Below are 15,744 nucleotides of genomic sequence, written 5' to 3'. Positions count from 1 at the left end.
CCCCCACGCTGACGGATGAACACCCCCGTGAGACCGCCCTGGTGAGAAAGGCGAACCGACCATGCACACAGCTCAGCCCGCCGCCGCTGGACCAGCGGTGACCACCCGCCCGGAACCGGCGGTGCCGTTCCGGATCCTCGGCCCGCTGGAGGTGCACGGTGACCGGCTGGTACCGGTCACCGCCCGCCGTCAGCAGGTCGTGCTGGCGCTCCTGCTGCTGGAGTCGGGGCGCGGCGTCACCCTGGACGCGCTGGTCTCCGCCGTGTGGGGGCCGACCCCGCCCGCCACCGCGAAGTCCCAGATACAGAGCACCGTCTCCTCGCTGCGTGGGGCGCTGGAGGCCGCCGGGCTGGGACGCAGGATCGAGATGCGGGGTACCCGGTACGCGCTGGAACTGGCGCACGGCGAGGTCGATCTGCATCTCTTCGACGACCTCGCCGCGGAGGGGCGGTCAGCTGTCGCCGAGTCCCGGCCGCAGGCCGCGCGCACCGCCTTCCGCGCCGCCCTGGCGCTCTGGCGCGGCGACCCGCTGACCGGGGTGGACAGCGCGGTGGTCCAGGCCCGGCTGGTGGCCGTCGCGGAGCGGCGCTTCACCGTGCTGGAGGCGTGTTACGACGCCGAGCTGAAGCTCGGGCTGCACCACGATGTCCTGGGCGAGATCGCCGCGCTGGCCGCGGAGTTCCCGCTGCGGGAACGGCCCGCGGAGCAGCTGATGACGGCGCTCTACCGCTGTGGCCGGCCCGCCGAGGCGCTGGCCACCTACCGCCGGGTCCGGCGCACCTACATCGACGAGCTGGGCATCGAACTCAGCCCGCCGCTGCGGCGCCTGGAGCTGGCCATCCTCAACGGCTCCGCCGAGCTGGACCAGGTGCCGCCGCCGTCCGCACCGCCCTTCGCCCCGGTCGCCGCGCCGCGCTCGCTGCCCGCCCGCCCGGCCGACTTCACCGGCCGTGAGGAGCTGCTCCGCGAGCTCTGCGGTGCGCTGACCGGCTCCGGGGAGACCTCCGGTCGTCCGGCGACCGGCCCGGACGGCCACGGTGCCCCGGTCGTGATGCTCACCGGCGGGCCCGGCGTCGGCAAGTCGGCGCTCGCCGTGGAGGCGGCACACATCCTCGCCCCGGCTTTTCCCGACGGCCAGTTGCACGCCCGGCTCCCCGACGGGAACCCGCCGCGCGCCGTGGAACAGGTGCGGGACCACTTCCTGCGCGCCCTCGGGCTGCCGCAGACCGCCGCCCGACGCCCCGGTGACCGCGCCTCCCTGCTGCGCGGCGCGCTCGCCGAACGCCGGGTGCTGCTGGTCGTGGAGGACGTCACCGACGCCCGTCAGCTCTCCGGGCTGCTGCCCGGCACCCCGGGCAGCGCGCTGCTGGCGACCGGCCGCAGCCGGGCGGCGGCACCAGAGGACGCGACCGTCCTGGAGGTGACCGCGCCGTCGGTGCCGGACGGCGTGGAGCTGCTGGACGCCATGGTCGGCGACCGGCGGGTGGCGGCCGAGCCGAGCGAGGCCATCGAACTCGTCGGTCTCTGCGACGGGTTGCCGCTGGCACTGCGCATCGCCGCGGGCCGGCTGCGGGCGCGCCCGCAGTGGGGCCTGGGCGACCTCACCGCCCGGCTGCGGGACGACGGGCGCCGGCTCTCGGAACTGGTTCACGGAGAACTCGACCTCCGTGACACCCTCGCCGACGCCCGGCGACGGCTCAGCGAGCCGGGGCGGCTGCTGCTGACCCGCCTCGCGGTGCTGCCCGGCGGCGAGTTCGCCTCCTGGACCGCCGCTCCTCTGCTGGACACCGACACCATCACGGCACACCGGGCGCTCGCCGAACTGAGCGCGGCCGGGCTGGTCGTGCCGGGCGCGGACATGGACCACCACCGCGCGCCCGGCCTGGTCACGCTGTACGCCGCCGAGTGCGCCGCCGACCCCGTGGCGCGGGAGGCCGCCCGGGAGGCGGCCCGGCGGGTTCTGGACGGCTGGCTGACCCTCACTGAGGAGGCGGTGCTGCGGCTCGGCGACGCCACCGCGCCCGGGCCGCGTCAGCGGCAGCGGTGGCCGATGGACCGGGCGACCGTCGACGCGGCGGTCCGCGAGCCCGCCGTCTGGTTCGCCCGGGAGCAGCGTGCGCTGCTCGCCGCGGTGGAGCGGGCGGCCGACACGGGCGAGCACGAGCTGTGCCGGCGGCTGGCCGTCGCCGTCTGCTCGCTCGCCGCCGCGCAGCGGGCCCACGGGCTCTGGCGGGAGTGCGCCGCGCGCGGCCTGGACGCCGCGCGCCGCTCCGGCGACCGGCTCGGCGAGGCGGCGCTCCTGTACTCACTGGGCACCCTCGACGAGCGGCAGCAGCGCACCGACGAGGCCCGCGCACGGCTGCGCGGCGCGCTCGGCGCCTTCGAACGGCTCGGCGAGGAGGGCTGGCGGGAGCTGGCGGCGGAGGCGCTGGCCCGGCTCGGCAGCCGGACCGCCCCGGTCACCGCGCCCGTGGCGTCGTTCACGGGGCGGCCCGCCGTGCCGGGTGCGGCCCTGCCCGCCGTGCCGGGTGCGGCCCTGCCCGACGGTCGGCACCGGTTCGGCCAGGGGCTGTTCGCCAAGGCGGCCGGGCCGGCCGGGCCGGCGGGCGATGTCCCCCGGGCCGACCGCTCCGCCGCCGGGGGCGACGGCGGCCGGGCCCGGCGCCGCCCGGTGGTTCCCGCCGGGGTGTTCCCGCACCGGCACCGCGACGACTCGATGGAGAAGTGATGAGCAGCAGCCAGCCCACCCTGACCCGGCAACCCGAACCGGAGCCGGCCCGCGAACCGGGGCCGCCCGGCCCCGCCACCGTCCCGGCTCCCGGCTCGGGCAAAACGCCCGTGCGCGAGGCGGCCCCCGCGCCGGGCGGGGGCGACGGGCAGCGGACCGACGCCGTCCTGGAGGTCACCGGACTCACCAAGCGGTACGGGGAGGTACAGGCACTGGGCGGGTTCGAGCTGACCGTGCGGCCCGGTGAGATCGTCGGCCTGGTCGGCCACAACGGCGCGGGCAAGACCACCTTCGTGGACGCCGTCTCCGGGCTGATCCGGCCCGACAGCGGCACCGTGCTGGTCGCCGGCCGCCCGCCGGTCCCGCACCGGCACCTCATCGGCGTCTCCCCGCAGCACATAGCGCTCTACCCCTCGGTCACCGTCCGCGAGCACCTCAAGCTCTTCGGCGGCCTCGCCGGGCTGCGCCGCAAGGCGCTGGCCTCGGTCGTGGAGGAACTGGCCGAGGACCTGCGGCTGACGGCCTTCCTGGACCGGCCCGCCGGGCTGCTCTCCGGCGGGCAGCAGCGGCGCACCCAGGCCGGGGTGGCGCTGATCCACCGGCCGCGGCTGCTGCTGCTGGACGAACCGACCGCGGGCGCCGACCCGGAGACCCGGCAGGCGCTGCTGGACACGGTGCGGCGGCGCGCCGCCGAGGGCGCCGCCGTCGTGTACACCACCCACTACCTCGCCGAACTCACCGAGCTGGAGGCGACCCTCGCGGTAGCCAAGGCAGGCCGGGTGGTGGCGCGCGGTACCGCCGCGGAGCTGCTCGCCGACCTGCCGGGCGAGGTGGTGCTGGAGTTCGCGGACGGCGAGGAGATCCGGCGGTCCACCGCCGACCCCACCGGGACCCTGATGCGCCTGCTCGCCGAGAACACCCGCACGGTCACCTCGGTCGACGTCCGCAAGCCCGATCTGGACGACCTGTACCGCTCCCTGGCGATGCTCGGCGAGGCGCCCGCGAACGGACCCGCCGAAGGAGAGACACGATGAGTACGATCACCGCCCCTGTGCTCCGCACCGGGCTGCTGGTGCGGCACAACCTGCTGCTGCGGCTGCGCGACCCCAGCCAGATCATCAGCTACGTGGCGATGCCCATCGTCCTGATGATGGTGCTGAAGCCGCTCTACGTGGAGGCGCTGGACACCGGCACCGTGCAGGCCGTCACCGGGCCGATGGTGATGTTCTCGGTCTTCGCGCTCTCCATCGTCGGCAACTCCATCATGGTGGAACGGGAGTGGCGCACCTGGGACCGGCTGCGGGTGACCCGGGCCGGCCGGACCGAGCTGCTGCTCGGCAAGACGCTGCCCGCGTTCCTCATCCTGCTCTTCCAGCAGACCGTGGTGCTGGCCGTCGGTTCCGTGGCGCTGGGGCTCGAACTGCCGCCCACGCTGGGGCTGCTGGCGCTGGCCATCGCCATCTGGGGCTTCACCCTGCTGTGCCTGGGCGCCGCGCTGGCCACCGTGGCGCGCAGCCGCGGCGACCTCTCGGTCGCCGCCGACCTCGGCGCGATCGGGGTGAGCGCCCTGGGGGGCGCCCTGGTGCCGGTCAGCCTGATGCCCGGCTGGGCGCAGGTGATCGCGCCCATCTCGCCGGGCTACTGGGCGATGTCGCTGATCCAGTCGGCACTGGCCGGGGACGGCGCGGCGATGGTCCGCCCCGGCCTGGTCTGCCTCGCCATCGGGCTCGCCTTCGGCGCGTTCGCCACCTACCGCCTGGCTCGTGGCTGGGGCCGCAGCCGCTTGCTGTGAGGGAGAAGCCATGACCGAGGCCACTGAGAGGGAAGCCATGGATGAAGTCAGGAATGACGAGAGGTACGAGTCGGCGGTGGCGCTGGTCGGGATGTCGGGGCACTTCCCCGGCGCACCCGATGTCGCGTCGCTGTGGCGCGGCGTCCTCGCCGGCACCGGCGGGCTGCGGGAGATCACCGCGGAGGAGCTGGCGGCGGCGGGCGTCCCGCCCGAACGGGCCGCCGACCCGCACTATGTGGCGATCGGCGCGCCGGTGGACGGCGTCGCGGACTTCGACGCGGGGGTGTTCGGTTTCTCGCCCCGCGAGGCGGAGACCATGGACCCGCAGCACCGGCACTTCCTGGAGTGCTGCTGGGAGGCGCTGGAGAGCGCCGGCTACCCGCCGGTCGGCCCGTCCCGGGCCACGGCGGTGTTCGGCGGGGCCGCCTTCCCGGACTATCTGATGGACAACGTCGCCCATGTCGCGGACGAGCCCGGCGGGCGGCTCCTGATCGGGGTCGGCAACGAGCGGGACTCGCTGACCTCGCTGGCCGCCTACAAGCTGGGGCTGCGCGGACCGAGCCTGAGCGTGCAGACGTTCTGCTCGACCTCGCTGGTCGCGGTCCATCTCGCCTGCCAGAGCCTGCTGACCTTCGACTGCGACATGGCGCTGGCCGGAGGCGCGTTCCTGCCGCTGCCGCAGCCGGCCGGCTATCTCTTCGAGCCGGGCGGCATCACCTCCCCCAACGGCCGGGCCCGCAGCTTCGACGCCGCGGCCGACGGCACCGTGATGGGCTCCGGCGTGGGTGTGGTGGCGCTGAAGCGGATGAGCGACGCGCTCGCCGACGGCGACCTGGTGCACGCGGTGATCCTCGCCTCCGCCGTCAACAACGACGGCCGGGAGAAGGTCGGTTACACCGCCCCGGGCGTCGAGGGGCAGGCCGACGTGATCCGCACCGCGATGAACGTGGCCGGCGTCGACCCGCGCACCGTGGGCTATGTCGAGTGCCACGCCACCGGCACCGCGCTCGGCGACAGCATCGAACTGGCCGCCATGGCGAAGGTGTTCCGCAACACGCCGAAGGCACCCACGGTGCTCGGCACGGCCAAGCCGACGCTCGGCCATCTGGACCGGGCCGCCGGGGTCGCCGGGCTGATCCGGGCCACGCTCGCCGTCCGCGAGGGGGTGCGGCCGGGTGTGCCCGGCTTCGAGAACCCGAACCCGACGCTGGCCGCCGCGGCGGACCGGTTCACCGTGCGCCCGGAGACCGAGGTCTGGCCGGCGCAGGACACCCCGCGCCGCGCCGGGGTCAGCTCCTTCGGGCTGGGCGGCACCAACGCCCATGTGGTGCTGGAGCAGGCACCGCCGCGCCCGCCCCGCTCCCGGCCGCACCACGGCCCGCATCTGCTGACCTTCTCGGCCCCGGACCGGACCGCGCTCGCGGCCGTGACCGAACGGCTCCGCACCCATCTCGCCGAGCGCATGGCGGACGGCGGCACCGGCGGCCCGGAGGCACTGGACCCGGCCGATGTGGCGTTCACGCTCCAGATGTCGCGCGGGCATTTCGCGGTGCGGCGGACCGTGGTCTGCGCGGATCTGCCGGACGCGGTGGCGGCGCTGGCCGACCCCTCCCGCTGGACCGACGGCGAGACCAGCCGCCGGGACCCCGCCGTGGCACTCACCGCCGCCCCGGCGGCACCGGCCGGCTGGTGGCCCGAACTCTCCCAGGCGGCAGCGGAGTTGCTGCCCGGCGAGCGTGCCACGGGCGGGAGCGCCACCGAGGTGCTCGGCGCTCTCGCGGAAGGCCTGCGCGCACTGGGCGTCCGGGCGACGGCCTCCGGCTCCGCGGACGGCACGGCCGTCGAGGAGGAAGGCACCCTCACCGTCGCGGTCGGCCCCGCCCCGGCGGGGATACCGGCCGCCCGGTGGCTGACCGCGCTGCTGGGCCGGCTCTGGCTGGCGGGCGCCGAGATCGACTGGGCCGCGCTGCACCACGGCGAGGGCCGCCGGGTCGAGCTGCCCACCTATCCCTTCCAGCGCTCCCGGCACTGGGTCGAGGCCCGTCCGCGGGCAACCGGCCCCGCCGAGGAGCCCGAGACCCGGGTCGACGACCTGGACCGCTGGACCTATCTGCCCGTCTGGAAGCGCCGCCCGCTGCCGGTCTCCGATCTGGACGAGCGGCTTCGCGCCGCCGGCCCCTGGCTCGTGCTGTCCGGCGACGAGCGGACCGAGGCGCTGGTGCGGCGGCTGGAGCGCGCCGGCGCCGAGGTGGTGGCCGCCCGGCCCGGAGCGGCGTTCGCCCCGGACGACAGCGGCGGCTTCACGGTCCGCGCGGAGTCCTCCGAGAGCCTGGCGGAGCTGCTGGCCGCGCAGTTCGTGGCGCCGCGCACCGTCGTGCACGGCCTCGCAGCCGGGGCGCCGGAGGGAGACGGCTCGGCGCACTTCACCGCGGAGCTGGAGCGGGGCATGCACTCCGCGCTGGCGCTGGTCAAGGCCCTCGCCGACGACCCGTTCGCCCCGCCCGCCGACCTGACCCTGGTCACCGCCGGGGCGCTGGCGGTCGCCGGCGGCGATCTGCGCCATCCCGAACACGCCGCGCTGGCCGCGCTGGCGCCCACCATCGCGCAGGAGAACCCGCATCTGACCTGCCGTCACCTGGACCTCGATCCGGAGCCGGGCGTCGCGGCGGGCCCCGACGCGATCGAGCAGGCACTGGCCGCGCTGGTCCATCCGCACGAAGGCCCGGTGGCGGTGCGCTCCGGGGAGCTGTGGCTGCGGGACTACCAGCAGCAGGCGCTGCCCACCCCGGACCCGGCGCTTCCGCCGTTCCGCTCGGGCGAGACGGTGCTGATCACGGGTGGTCTGGGCGATGTGGGCCTGGTCCTGGCCCGGCATCTCGCCTCGCGGTACGGCTGCCGGCTGGTGCTGACCTCCCGCAGCCCGCTGCCGCCACGGGAGCGGTGGGACGGGCTGGCGGGCGGCGACAGCCGAACGGCCCGGCATGTGCGCAACGTGCTGGAGCTGGAGGCGTCCGGCGCCGAGGTGCTGGCCGTGGGCGCGGACGTCGGTGACGAGGAGCAGATGCGGGCGGTGGTCGCCGCCGCCGACGCCCGGTTCGGTGGCATCGACGTGGTGGTGCACGCCGCGGGCGTGCAGGACACCTCGTGGTTCAAGCTGGCCCATCTCTCCGACCGCGAGTGCTGCGACGTCCATCTGCACGCCAAGGTCCGGGGGTTCCACACCCTTCAGGCCGTGCTGGGCGACCGGGCGCGGGACCGGCGGATCACCCTCTCCTCGCTGTCCGCGGTGCTCGGCGGCATCGCACTGGGCCCCTACGCCGCGGGCAACGCGGCGCTGGACGCCTACACGCGCCGCGCCCGGCTGCGCGGTGAGGGCCGCTGGGTGACGGTCGACTGGGACACCTGGGCGATCGACCTCGACCGCCTGGAGGGCCACAACCCGCAGGTCCAGACGTACCGGATGACCGGTGCCGAGGGGGTGGAGATCCTGGAGCGGGCGCTGGCCGCGGCCGGCGGGGTCTCCCAGGTGGTGATCTCCAGCGGTCCGATCGGTCCCCGCCTGGCCCGCTGGGTGACCGGGGTCGAGGAGACGGCCGCCGAGGCGGCGGAGGACGGCGAGCGGCATCCGCGACCGGAGCTGCCGACGCCGTACACCGAGCCCGCCGAGGGCGTGGAGGCGACGATCGCCGAGACGTGGGCGGTGGTGCTGGGGCTGGAGAAGGTCGGCGCCGACGACGACTTCTTCGAACTGGGCGGCCACTCCATGCTGGCGATCCAGCTCTCCGCCCGGCTGCGGGCGGCGCTGGGCACCGACCTGGTCGCCACCGACCTGGTGGAGCACCCCACGGTGCGGCGGCTGGCGGCGCGGCTGGCGCCGGTCGCCGCCTGAGCGGCGCGGCACGCGGGCGCGCACACGACTGACGTGGCCGGCCGCCCCGGGTCTACCCCGGGGCGGCCGGCCACGTCAGCGCTCCGCCGCCGCGCGGGCGGAGAGTTCCTTCCGGTCCACCTTGCGGTTGGCGTTGAGGGGGAAGGCGTCCAGGTACGCGTAGCGCCGGGGGATCACCGCCCGGGGCAGCATGGTCCGCAGCTCCTGGGCGAGGTCGCCCGGCGGCCTGCGCTCACCGAGCAGAAAGGCGGTCAGTTCGCCGTGCGCCGGGACCGCGACCGCGTCCCGGACGCCGCCGACCCGGCGCAGCGCCGACTCCACCTCGGCCAGCTCCACCCGGACGCCGTGCACCTGGACCTGGTGGTCGCGGCGGCCGAGGTGGACCAGCTCGCCGTCCGGCAGTTCCCGCGCGAGGTCCCCGGTGCGGTACCAGCGGGTGCCGCCATGGTCGAGGAAGCGGCCGGTGTCGTCGGCGGGGTCGAGGTAGCCGGGGAACATCTGGTCTCCGGTGACGCAGAGTTCACCGTCGTGGAGCAGGTGCCGCAGACCGGGGTGGAGGTGCCCGATCGGCACGATGTCGTTGACGCAGCGGCCGGGCGAGCGTTCCGGGTCCCAGCGGTGCACGCTGCAGGAGATGGTGAGTTCGGTCGGTCCGTAGAGGTTCTCCACGGTGGAGCGTGGTGCCGCCGCCTGCCAGGCCGCGGCGTCGCGCGCCAGCAGCGGTTCACCGCAGAACAGACTCCAGCGCAGGGAGTCGAAGCCTCCCCGCAGCCCCTGCGGGCGGCGGCCCAGCTGGGAGATCAGGCTGGGCGCGGAGAACCAGACGGTGATGCCGTGTTCGGCGACGAACCGTTCCAGCGCCGCGTAGGCGGTCGGCGGCACGGAGACCACGGTGCCGCCGGACCCCCAGGCGGCGAAGAGGTCGAAGACCGAGAGGTCGAAGGTGAGGTCGAAGGTCTGCGAGAAGACGTCCCCGGTGTGGAAGCCGTACCGGTCGTGGACGAACCGCAGATAGGCGTCGACGTTGCGGTGCAGCACCGGTACGCCCTTGGGGCGGCCGGTGGAGCCCGAGGTGAACAGCACATACGCCACATCCCGCGGTCCGGCCGGCCGGGGCCGTTCCAGGGCGGGACCGGCCGCCTCGCGGATCACCGGCACGCCGTCGAGCGCGCCGCCGAGCGCGGGCAGCACCGCCGCACCACGCTCGTCGGCGATCACGGCGTCCAGCCCGGCGGCGGCGATCATGGCGACGGTGCGCTCGGCCGGGAACTCCGGGTGCAGCGGGACCACCGCCGCGCCCGCGTACCCGGCCGCGAGCATCCCGGCGTACGCGCGGACGGAGCGGGAGGCGAGCAGCCCGACCCGGCGGGGCCGCCCGCCCGGGACCGCGGCGGCGACGGCGCCGGCGAGGTCCAGGGCGAGGCGGTGCAGCCGCCGGTAGTCGACGCGTTCGGCGCCGACCCGCACGGCCTCACCTTGCGGGCTGAGGGCGAGACCGCGCAGGAACCAGCCGGTGAGGGTGCCGGCGCCCAGGGACGGGCCGGGCGGCCCGCCGGGGTCGGGGGCGGGCGGCACGGGACGGGGCCGGGGCAGCGGCCAGCAGGGGGCGACGGTACTCATACGACCGCCTCCAGCAGCCCCTCGGCCAGCCAGCCGCGGGTCACCGCGGCCTGCTCCAGCACCGCGAAGTGCCCACCGGACAGGACCCGGGAGCGGAACGGCCCGGTGGTCTCGCGGGCCCAGCCCGCCATGTCCCGGACCCCGGCACGCGGATCGCGGTCCGCCGCCAGCACGGTGATCGGCACGGACAGCGGCGGCTCCGGACGGTGCTCGTGGGACTCCCGGACGGCGAAGTCCCCACGGAACGGCGGCAGGATCATCCGCAGCGCGGAGGGGTCACGGAGCATCCACTCGGGGGTGCCCCCGATCCGCCGCAGCAGCGCCACCACCTGCTCGTCGCTCATCGAACCGACCGGCGGCTCATGGGCGTTGGGGTCCTCACCGGGGGCGGGGCAGCCCGAGACGAACAGGTGCAGCGGCATGGGGCCGCCGCGGCGGCGCAGTTCACGGACCACCTCGAAGCCCTCCTGCGCGCCGAGGCTGTGGCCGTAGACCGCGAACGGGCGGTGCCCGTCCGGGGTCTCGGTGTCGGCGAGCAGCGCGTCGGTGAGGTCGCGCACCAGCTCGTCCATGGAGCGGTAGGCCGGCTCCCGCAGCCGGGTCTCCCGGCCGGGGAGCTGTACCGGACGGACCGAGACCTCCCCGAGGTGGCCGAACCAGGAGCGGAAGACGGAGGCCGAACCCCCCGCGTGGGGAAGGCAGTAGAGCCGTGTCCCGGTGTAGGCGGGCGGTTCCGCGAAGGGGAACCAGGCGGTGGACGCCACCGGGGCGGCGACCGGGGGCGGCGTCATCGTTCGACCTCCAGCCGCACATAGCCGGGCGGGTCCTGGAGCTGCGACAGGTCGGCCGCGAGCACCACCCGGTCGCCGTCCCGGGAGACCTCACGGAAGCCGCTGAAGGCGTAGGTGATCTGCATCATCCGGTTGCGTCCGGTCTCCACGAAGTCGGCGCGCAGCCCCGCCCCGGCGTCCCGGGCACGCTCCATCACCTGGCCGAGGAGGACGGTGCCGACGCCGCGGGACATCACCCGGCAGCTCATCAGCATCATCCGCAGCCACCAGTCCTGTTCGCCCTTCTCCACCAGGGCCAGCCCGATCTTGCCGTAGGAGCCGAACCGGTCCTCCAGGCCGGCCACCAGCAGCAGATGGCTGTCGGACTGCCGCAGCTCGTCCAGTTCGTCGTAGGAGTAGGTGCGGCCGGTGGCGTTGAGCTGGTTGGTGCGGACCGTCAGCTCCTCGGCGCGCTGGAGGTCGGTGCGGGCGGCCGGCGCGATGGTGAACCGCATGTCCAGACTGGCGAGGAAGTCCTCGCTGGTGCCGGTGAACTCGCTCTCCTCGGCGTCGCGGGCGAGCTGTCCCCGGTACATGGCGCGGCGCTGCGCCGACTCGTCGGAGACGAACCGCGGAAGGAACTCCTCGCGGTGCAGCGCGGTGTCGACCTCCAGGGCGTTGACCCGGGTGACCTCGGGGAGGGAGAACTCCATCTCCGCCAGCTCGAAGTCCTGGTCGTCGACGAAGGCGAAGGCGTCCAGGCCGAGGTTGAGCTTGGCGGCGATCCGCCGCACCGACTCGGACTTGGCGCTCCAGCCGATCTGCGGGTAGAGGAACAGGTCCTCCAGGCCCAGTTCGCGCAGCTTCGCCATGGCCGTGGCGTGGTCGTTCTTGCTGGCCACCGAATGCAGCACGCCGAGCGCGTCGAGGCGGCGGATGTGCTCCACCACCCCGGGGCGGGGCCGGACCTCACCGTCCTCCAGGAGCACACCGTCCCAGAGGGTGTGGTCGAGGTCCCAGACCACGCACTTGATGCTGCCCCGCTTCGGTTTGCGGTAGGGGTCCACCGCCTCCGCGGCGGTCGCCTCCACCACCGCGGGCGCTGTCGCTGTGCTCACCGTGCCACCTCCCGGAACGCCTCGTCGGCGATCGTTATCCGCTGGATCTCGTTGCTGCCCTCGATGATTTCCATCACCTTGGCGTCCCGGTACAGCCGCGCGACCGGGTAGTCGGCGCTCATGCCGTTGGCGCCGTGCACCTGGACGGCCTCGGTGGAGTGCCGGGCCGCGGCCGTGGAGGCGAAGTACTTCGCGATCCACGTGGCCATCAGGGTCGCCGGGTCGTCGGCGTCCTTCAGCTCTCCGGCCCGCTCGCACAGCAGCCGGGCGGCCCGCACGTCGGTGACCATGTCGGAGAGCTTGGCGCGGATCAGGTCCAGGTCCCGCAGCCGGCTGCCGCCGACGGTGCGGTGTGTCGTGTAGTGCGCGCACGCCTCCAGCGCGGCCTGGATGATGCCGACCGAGCCGCAGGCGACGCTGTAGCGGCCGAGGTCCAGGGTGCCGCTGAGCACCATCCCGGAGGCGAAGGAGCTCGGTCCGAGCAGTGCGTCCGGGCCCAGCTCGACGTCGTCGAAGCCGACTTCGGCGATCAGCGAGGCGCGGGTGCCGAGCATGTCGTCGATGGGAGTGACGCTGACGCCCGGCGCGGTGCGCGGCACCAGCAGGGCGACGATGGAGGACTCGTTGCGGGCGAACACCAGGTAGAGGTCGGCCCGCTGGCCGCCGGTGATCCACTTCTTGCGGCCGTTGAGCAGCCAGCCGCCCTTGTGCGGCCGGACGTTGGTGCTGATGCCGGCGGCGTCGCTGCCGGCGCCGGGCTCGGAGAGGCAGAACGCCCCCCGGACCTCGCCGGTGGCGACGTCCGGCGCCCAGCGCTCGATCTGCTCCTCGCTCCCCCAGCGCTTGAGCGCCCAGGCGAGCATGGTGTGCACCGTCAGCAGGGAACGCACGGAGGAGCAGGCGCGGCCCATCTCCTCGTGCACCGCGCCCAGGGTCACCATGTCCAGGTCGCGGCCGCCGTAGCGGGCGGGCAGGAACGGGGCCCACAGGCCCCGTTCCCCGATCCGCTCCTGGATCTCCTCGGGGACGGCCCCGGCGCGGTCGTAGGCGTCCGCGACCGGGGTGATGAACTCGTCGGCGAACGCCCGGGCCGATGCCCGGTCGATGGTGGGCAGGGCCCGTGACGGCGGCGCCGCGGGCGGGGCCGCGCTCAGAGTCGTCATGGTGTGGTGTGCTCCTCTCGGGAGTCGGGCACCGCGGGTCAGAGCCGGCTGACAAGCCCGGCCATGGCCTCGACGGTGCGGAAGTTGTCGATCTGGAGTTCGTCGTTGGGGACGCCGCGGCCGAAGGTCTTCTCGATGAACATCACCAGCTCCATGGCGAAGAGCGAGTTGATGAAGCCCATGGCGAAGATGTCCTGGCCGGGGGCGATCTCGGCCTGGGGGAAGCGGGCCTGGATGAAGCCGAGGATGCGGTCGGAGACCTCGTCGGAGGCGACGGCGGTGTTCTCGGCGGTGACGGCGGTGTTGGCGGTGGTCACGGTCATGTCGGTCACTCCTGGGTGGCGTAGGTGTAGAAGCCACGGCCGGTCTTCCGGCCGTGCAGTCCCGCGTCGGTCATCTGCTTGAGCAGCGGGCAGGGGCGGTACTTGCTGTCGGCGTAGTGCTCGTAGAGCACCTCGACGCTGTAGAGGATCGTGTCGACGCCGATCAGGTCCGCGGTCTCCAGCGGGCCCATCGGGTGTCCGAAGCAGCCTCGGAAGACCTCGTCCACGGACTGGGCGTCGGCGACGCCCTCGTGGACGAGGAAGGCGGCCTCGTTGACGGTGAGCATCAGCACGCGGTTGGAGACGAAGCCGGAGGCGTCCTTGACCTGGACGGCCTTCTTGCCGAAGTCGGCCAGGAACTGGCGGGTGACCTCGACGACCTCCGGGGAGGTGTGGAAGCCGGGGATCAGCTCCACCACCGGCTTGGCGGGGACGGGGTTCATGAAGTGCACGCCGACCACCCGCTCCGGGTGGGAGCCGACGGCGCCGACCCGGGTGATCGGGATGGCGGAGGTGTTGACGATGACCACGGCGTCCGGTCGCAGCACCTGGTCCAGCTCGGCGTGCACGCCCCGCTTGGTCTCCCAGTCCTCCGTGACGTTCTCGATCACGAAGTCGGCCTTGGCCAGCGACTCCAGGCCGACGGCGGTGGTGATCCGGCCGAGGATCTCGTCCGGGTCCAGGCGCGGCCCGCCCATCAGGCCGCTGACGCGGCAGTTGCGGGTGATCACGGACCGGGCCTCGGCGAGGACCTCCTCGCTGACGTCGACCAGGACGGTCTCGAAGCCGTACTGGGCGAGGTTCTGCGCGACTCCGGTGCCCATGACTCCGGCACCGACAACTCCGACGATGGCCATTGCTCTCTCCGTTTCCGCGGCGGTTCCGCCGGTCGTGTCCCGCCGGGGGCGGGGAGGGTGGTGTGTGGTGCGGGGGTGAGGTGGTGGGGATGTGCGGTGGTGCGGGCCGCGGGCCGGCCGGGAGGCGGCCGGCCCGTGGTGGTCAGCCGGCCGCGCGGCGGCGGGCCGCGGCGGTCTTCAGGCCCGAACGGCGGCGCCGGCTCTGCTCGCCCGCGTCCGCGTCCGCTTCGGCTTCGGCTTCGGCGTCGGCTGCGGCGCTCTCCGTGGTGGCCGGCCCGCCGACCACCTTCGCCAGGGCCTCGACGGTCGGGGCCTCGTACAGCACGTGCGGCGGCAGCTCCGCCTCGGGGAAGACCTTGCGCAGCTTCGCCAGCAGGGCGATGCCCAGCAGGGAGTTGCCGCCGAGTTCGAAGAAGTTGTCGCGCACGCCGACCCGTTCCAGCTTCAGCTGGTCGCGCCAGACCTCGGCGACGGAGGACTCGGCCGGGCCGGCCGGCTCCCGGTAGGGGGTGAGGAGTTCGGGGCGCGGATGGCGGTCACCGCCGGTCCCGCCACCGGCCGGGTCCAGCACCGCCTCGACGGTGAAGCCGGTGGCGAGGCGGACCATGGTCGGCAGGTCCTGGGTGGAGACCACCACCTGGGGCTCACCGGCGGACAGCGCCCGCAGCAGCGACCGCCAGCCCTCGTCGAACCCGATACCGAAGGTCTCGCGGTGGTTCCGGAAGAAGGACTGGAGCTTGTCGTCGTAACCGGCGAGCCCGTTGTCCCAGGCGTTCCAGGTCCACTCGCCCCAGGCCACGGAGACCGCGCGGCGCCCGCCGGCCGCCAGCTGGGCGGCGAAACCGTCCAGGTAGGCGTTGGCGGCGCAGTAGTCGACCTGGCCGGGGCCGCCGCCGGTGGCGGAGGTGATGGAGGAGAAGAGCGCCAGGAAGTCGAGTCCCACCTCGTCCTCGCCGCCGATCCGCAGCGCCTCGGCGAGGGCGCGGGCGCCGCCGACCTTGGGGGCGAGCACCAGGTCGGAGTCGGCCGGCTGCTTGAACTGCATCAGCCCGGTGCCGGGCACCCCGGCGGCGTGCAGTACGCCGTGCAGGGCACCGAACCGTTCCCGGGCCCTCTCCACCGCGCGCCTGACGTCGGCGGCGACGGAGACGTCCCCTTCGACGATCTCCACCTCGGCGCCGATCCGGATCATCTCCCGTACCCGGGCGACCCGTTCGCGCACGGATTCCTCTGCGTGCCCGGCACCGGAGGCCACCGCCTCCCAGCTCTCGCGCGGCGGCAGTCCCCGGCGGCCCATCAGCACCAGCCGGGCACGGCAGCCCGCGGCGAGCCGCTCGGCCATCGCCAGGCCGATGCCGCCCAGGCCACCGGTGACCAGATAGACGCCCTCCTCGCGGAGGACCGTGCGGGCTGCCTCCTCGGCGTCCCGGCCCGGCATTGGCTCGTAGCCGGCGACCCAGCGGCGGGTGCCGCGCAGGGCCACC

11 protein-coding genes are annotated in these 15,744 nt (G+C 74.6%); 4 read left to right on the top strand and 7 right to left on the bottom strand.

What is annotated here, in order from left to right; translation table 11 throughout:
* Window positions 1-61: 61 nt before the first annotated feature.
* From E0D90_RS15100 to E0D90_RS15085, 4 genes are read left to right on the top strand one after another with little or no spacing between them, the layout of a single operon-like run.
* The gene (locus E0D90_RS15100) at window positions 62-2,728 is read left to right on the top strand and encodes an AfsR/SARP family transcriptional regulator (protein ID WP_130798713.1); all 2,667 of its coding nucleotides are present in this window, start codon (window positions 62-64) and stop codon (window positions 2,726-2,728) included.
* The gene (locus tag E0D90_RS15095) at window positions 2,728-3,762 is read left to right on the top strand and encodes an ABC transporter ATP-binding protein (protein WP_130798711.1); all 1,035 of its coding nucleotides are present in this window, start codon (window positions 2,728-2,730) and stop codon (window positions 3,760-3,762) included. The genes E0D90_RS15100 and E0D90_RS15095 overlap by 1 nt, the downstream gene beginning before the upstream one ends.
* Entirely contained in the window at window positions 3,759-4,520 is a 762-nt protein-coding gene (locus tag E0D90_RS15090) for an ABC transporter permease (RefSeq protein WP_103502480.1), read from the top strand. The genes E0D90_RS15095 and E0D90_RS15090 overlap by 4 nt, the downstream gene beginning before the upstream one ends.
* Before the next feature lie 10 nt (window positions 4,521-4,530).
* Window positions 4,531-8,409, top strand: coding sequence for an SDR family NAD(P)-dependent oxidoreductase (locus E0D90_RS15085; protein WP_130798709.1), 3,879 nt, complete (start codon window positions 4,531-4,533; stop codon window positions 8,407-8,409).
* A gap of 75 nt (window positions 8,410-8,484) precedes the next feature.
* Here E0D90_RS15085 and E0D90_RS15080 read toward each other — a convergent pair whose 3' ends face one another.
* From E0D90_RS15080 to E0D90_RS15050, 7 genes are all read right to left on the bottom strand, one after another.
* The gene (locus E0D90_RS15080; protein ID WP_130798707.1) at window positions 8,485-10,029 is read right to left on the bottom strand and encodes an AMP-binding protein; all 1,545 of its coding nucleotides are present in this window, start codon (window positions 10,027-10,029) and stop codon (window positions 8,485-8,487) included.
* Window positions 10,026-10,820 carry a thioesterase II family protein gene (locus tag E0D90_RS15075; protein WP_103502579.1) on the bottom strand — a complete coding sequence of 265 codons (795 nt, stop codon included), beginning with the start codon at window positions 10,818-10,820 and terminating at the stop codon, window positions 10,026-10,028. The genes E0D90_RS15080 and E0D90_RS15075 overlap by 4 nt, the downstream gene beginning before the upstream one ends.
* Window positions 10,817-11,917 carry an HAD-IIIC family phosphatase gene (locus E0D90_RS15070; protein WP_130798705.1) on the bottom strand — a complete coding sequence of 367 codons (1,101 nt, stop codon included), beginning with the start codon at window positions 11,915-11,917 and terminating at the stop codon, window positions 10,817-10,819. Before E0D90_RS15070 ends, E0D90_RS15075 begins: the two co-directional genes overlap by 4 nt.
* Window positions 11,914-13,080, bottom strand: a complete 1,167-nt coding sequence (locus E0D90_RS15065) for an acyl-CoA dehydrogenase family protein (RefSeq protein WP_130798703.1) — start codon at window positions 13,078-13,080, stop codon at window positions 11,914-11,916. Before E0D90_RS15065 ends, E0D90_RS15070 begins: the two co-directional genes overlap by 4 nt.
* A 38-nt stretch (window positions 13,081-13,118) precedes the next feature.
* A complete protein-coding gene (locus E0D90_RS15060; protein WP_103502576.1) occupies window positions 13,119-13,403 on the bottom strand; it encodes an acyl carrier protein in 285 nt (94 codons plus the stop codon).
* 5 nt (window positions 13,404-13,408) lie between these two features.
* A complete protein-coding gene (locus E0D90_RS15055; RefSeq protein ID WP_103502575.1) occupies window positions 13,409-14,260 on the bottom strand; it encodes a 3-hydroxyacyl-CoA dehydrogenase family protein in 852 nt (283 codons plus the stop codon).
* Between the two features lie 142 nt (window positions 14,261-14,402).
* Window positions 14,403-15,744: SDR family oxidoreductase (locus tag E0D90_RS15050; RefSeq protein WP_130798700.1), on the bottom strand; the 1,342-nt coding region annotated here is incomplete at its 5' end.

Source organism: Streptomyces otsuchiensis, from assembly GCF_004305975.1.
In the GTDB taxonomy this organism is placed as follows: domain Bacteria; phylum Actinomycetota; class Actinomycetes; order Streptomycetales; family Streptomycetaceae; genus Streptomyces; species Streptomyces otsuchiensis.
Note: the sequence above shows the minus strand (reverse complement) of the source record. Positions and strands in the feature narration are given on the sequence as shown.

What these genes read in the sequence shown, in the direction of transcription:
- E0D90_RS15065 (WP_130798703.1), bottom strand. Translation starts at nt 13,080, where the DNA reads ATGACGACTCTGAGCGCGGCCCCGCCCGCGGCGCCGCCGTCACGGGCC.
- E0D90_RS15085 (WP_130798709.1), top strand. Translation starts at nt 4,531, where the DNA reads ATGACCGAGGCCACTGAGAGGGAAGCCATGGATGAAGTCAGGAATGAC.
- E0D90_RS15060 (WP_103502576.1), bottom strand. Translation starts at nt 13,403, where the DNA reads ATGACCGTGACCACCGCCAACACCGCCGTCACCGCCGAGAACACCGCC.
- E0D90_RS15080 (WP_130798707.1), bottom strand. Translation starts at nt 10,029, where the DNA reads ATGAGTACCGTCGCCCCCTGCTGGCCGCTGCCCCGGCCCCGTCCCGTG.
- E0D90_RS15095 (WP_130798711.1), top strand. Translation starts at nt 2,728, where the DNA reads ATGAGCAGCAGCCAGCCCACCCTGACCCGGCAACCCGAACCGGAGCCG.
- E0D90_RS15055 (WP_103502575.1), bottom strand. Translation starts at nt 14,260, where the DNA reads ATGGCCATCGTCGGAGTTGTCGGTGCCGGAGTCATGGGCACCGGAGTC.
- E0D90_RS15075 (WP_103502579.1), bottom strand. Translation starts at nt 10,820, where the DNA reads ATGACGCCGCCCCCGGTCGCCGCCCCGGTGGCGTCCACCGCCTGGTTC.
- E0D90_RS15090 (WP_103502480.1), top strand. Translation starts at nt 3,759, where the DNA reads ATGAGTACGATCACCGCCCCTGTGCTCCGCACCGGGCTGCTGGTGCGG.
- E0D90_RS15100 (WP_130798713.1), top strand. Translation starts at nt 62, where the DNA reads ATGCACACAGCTCAGCCCGCCGCCGCTGGACCAGCGGTGACCACCCGC.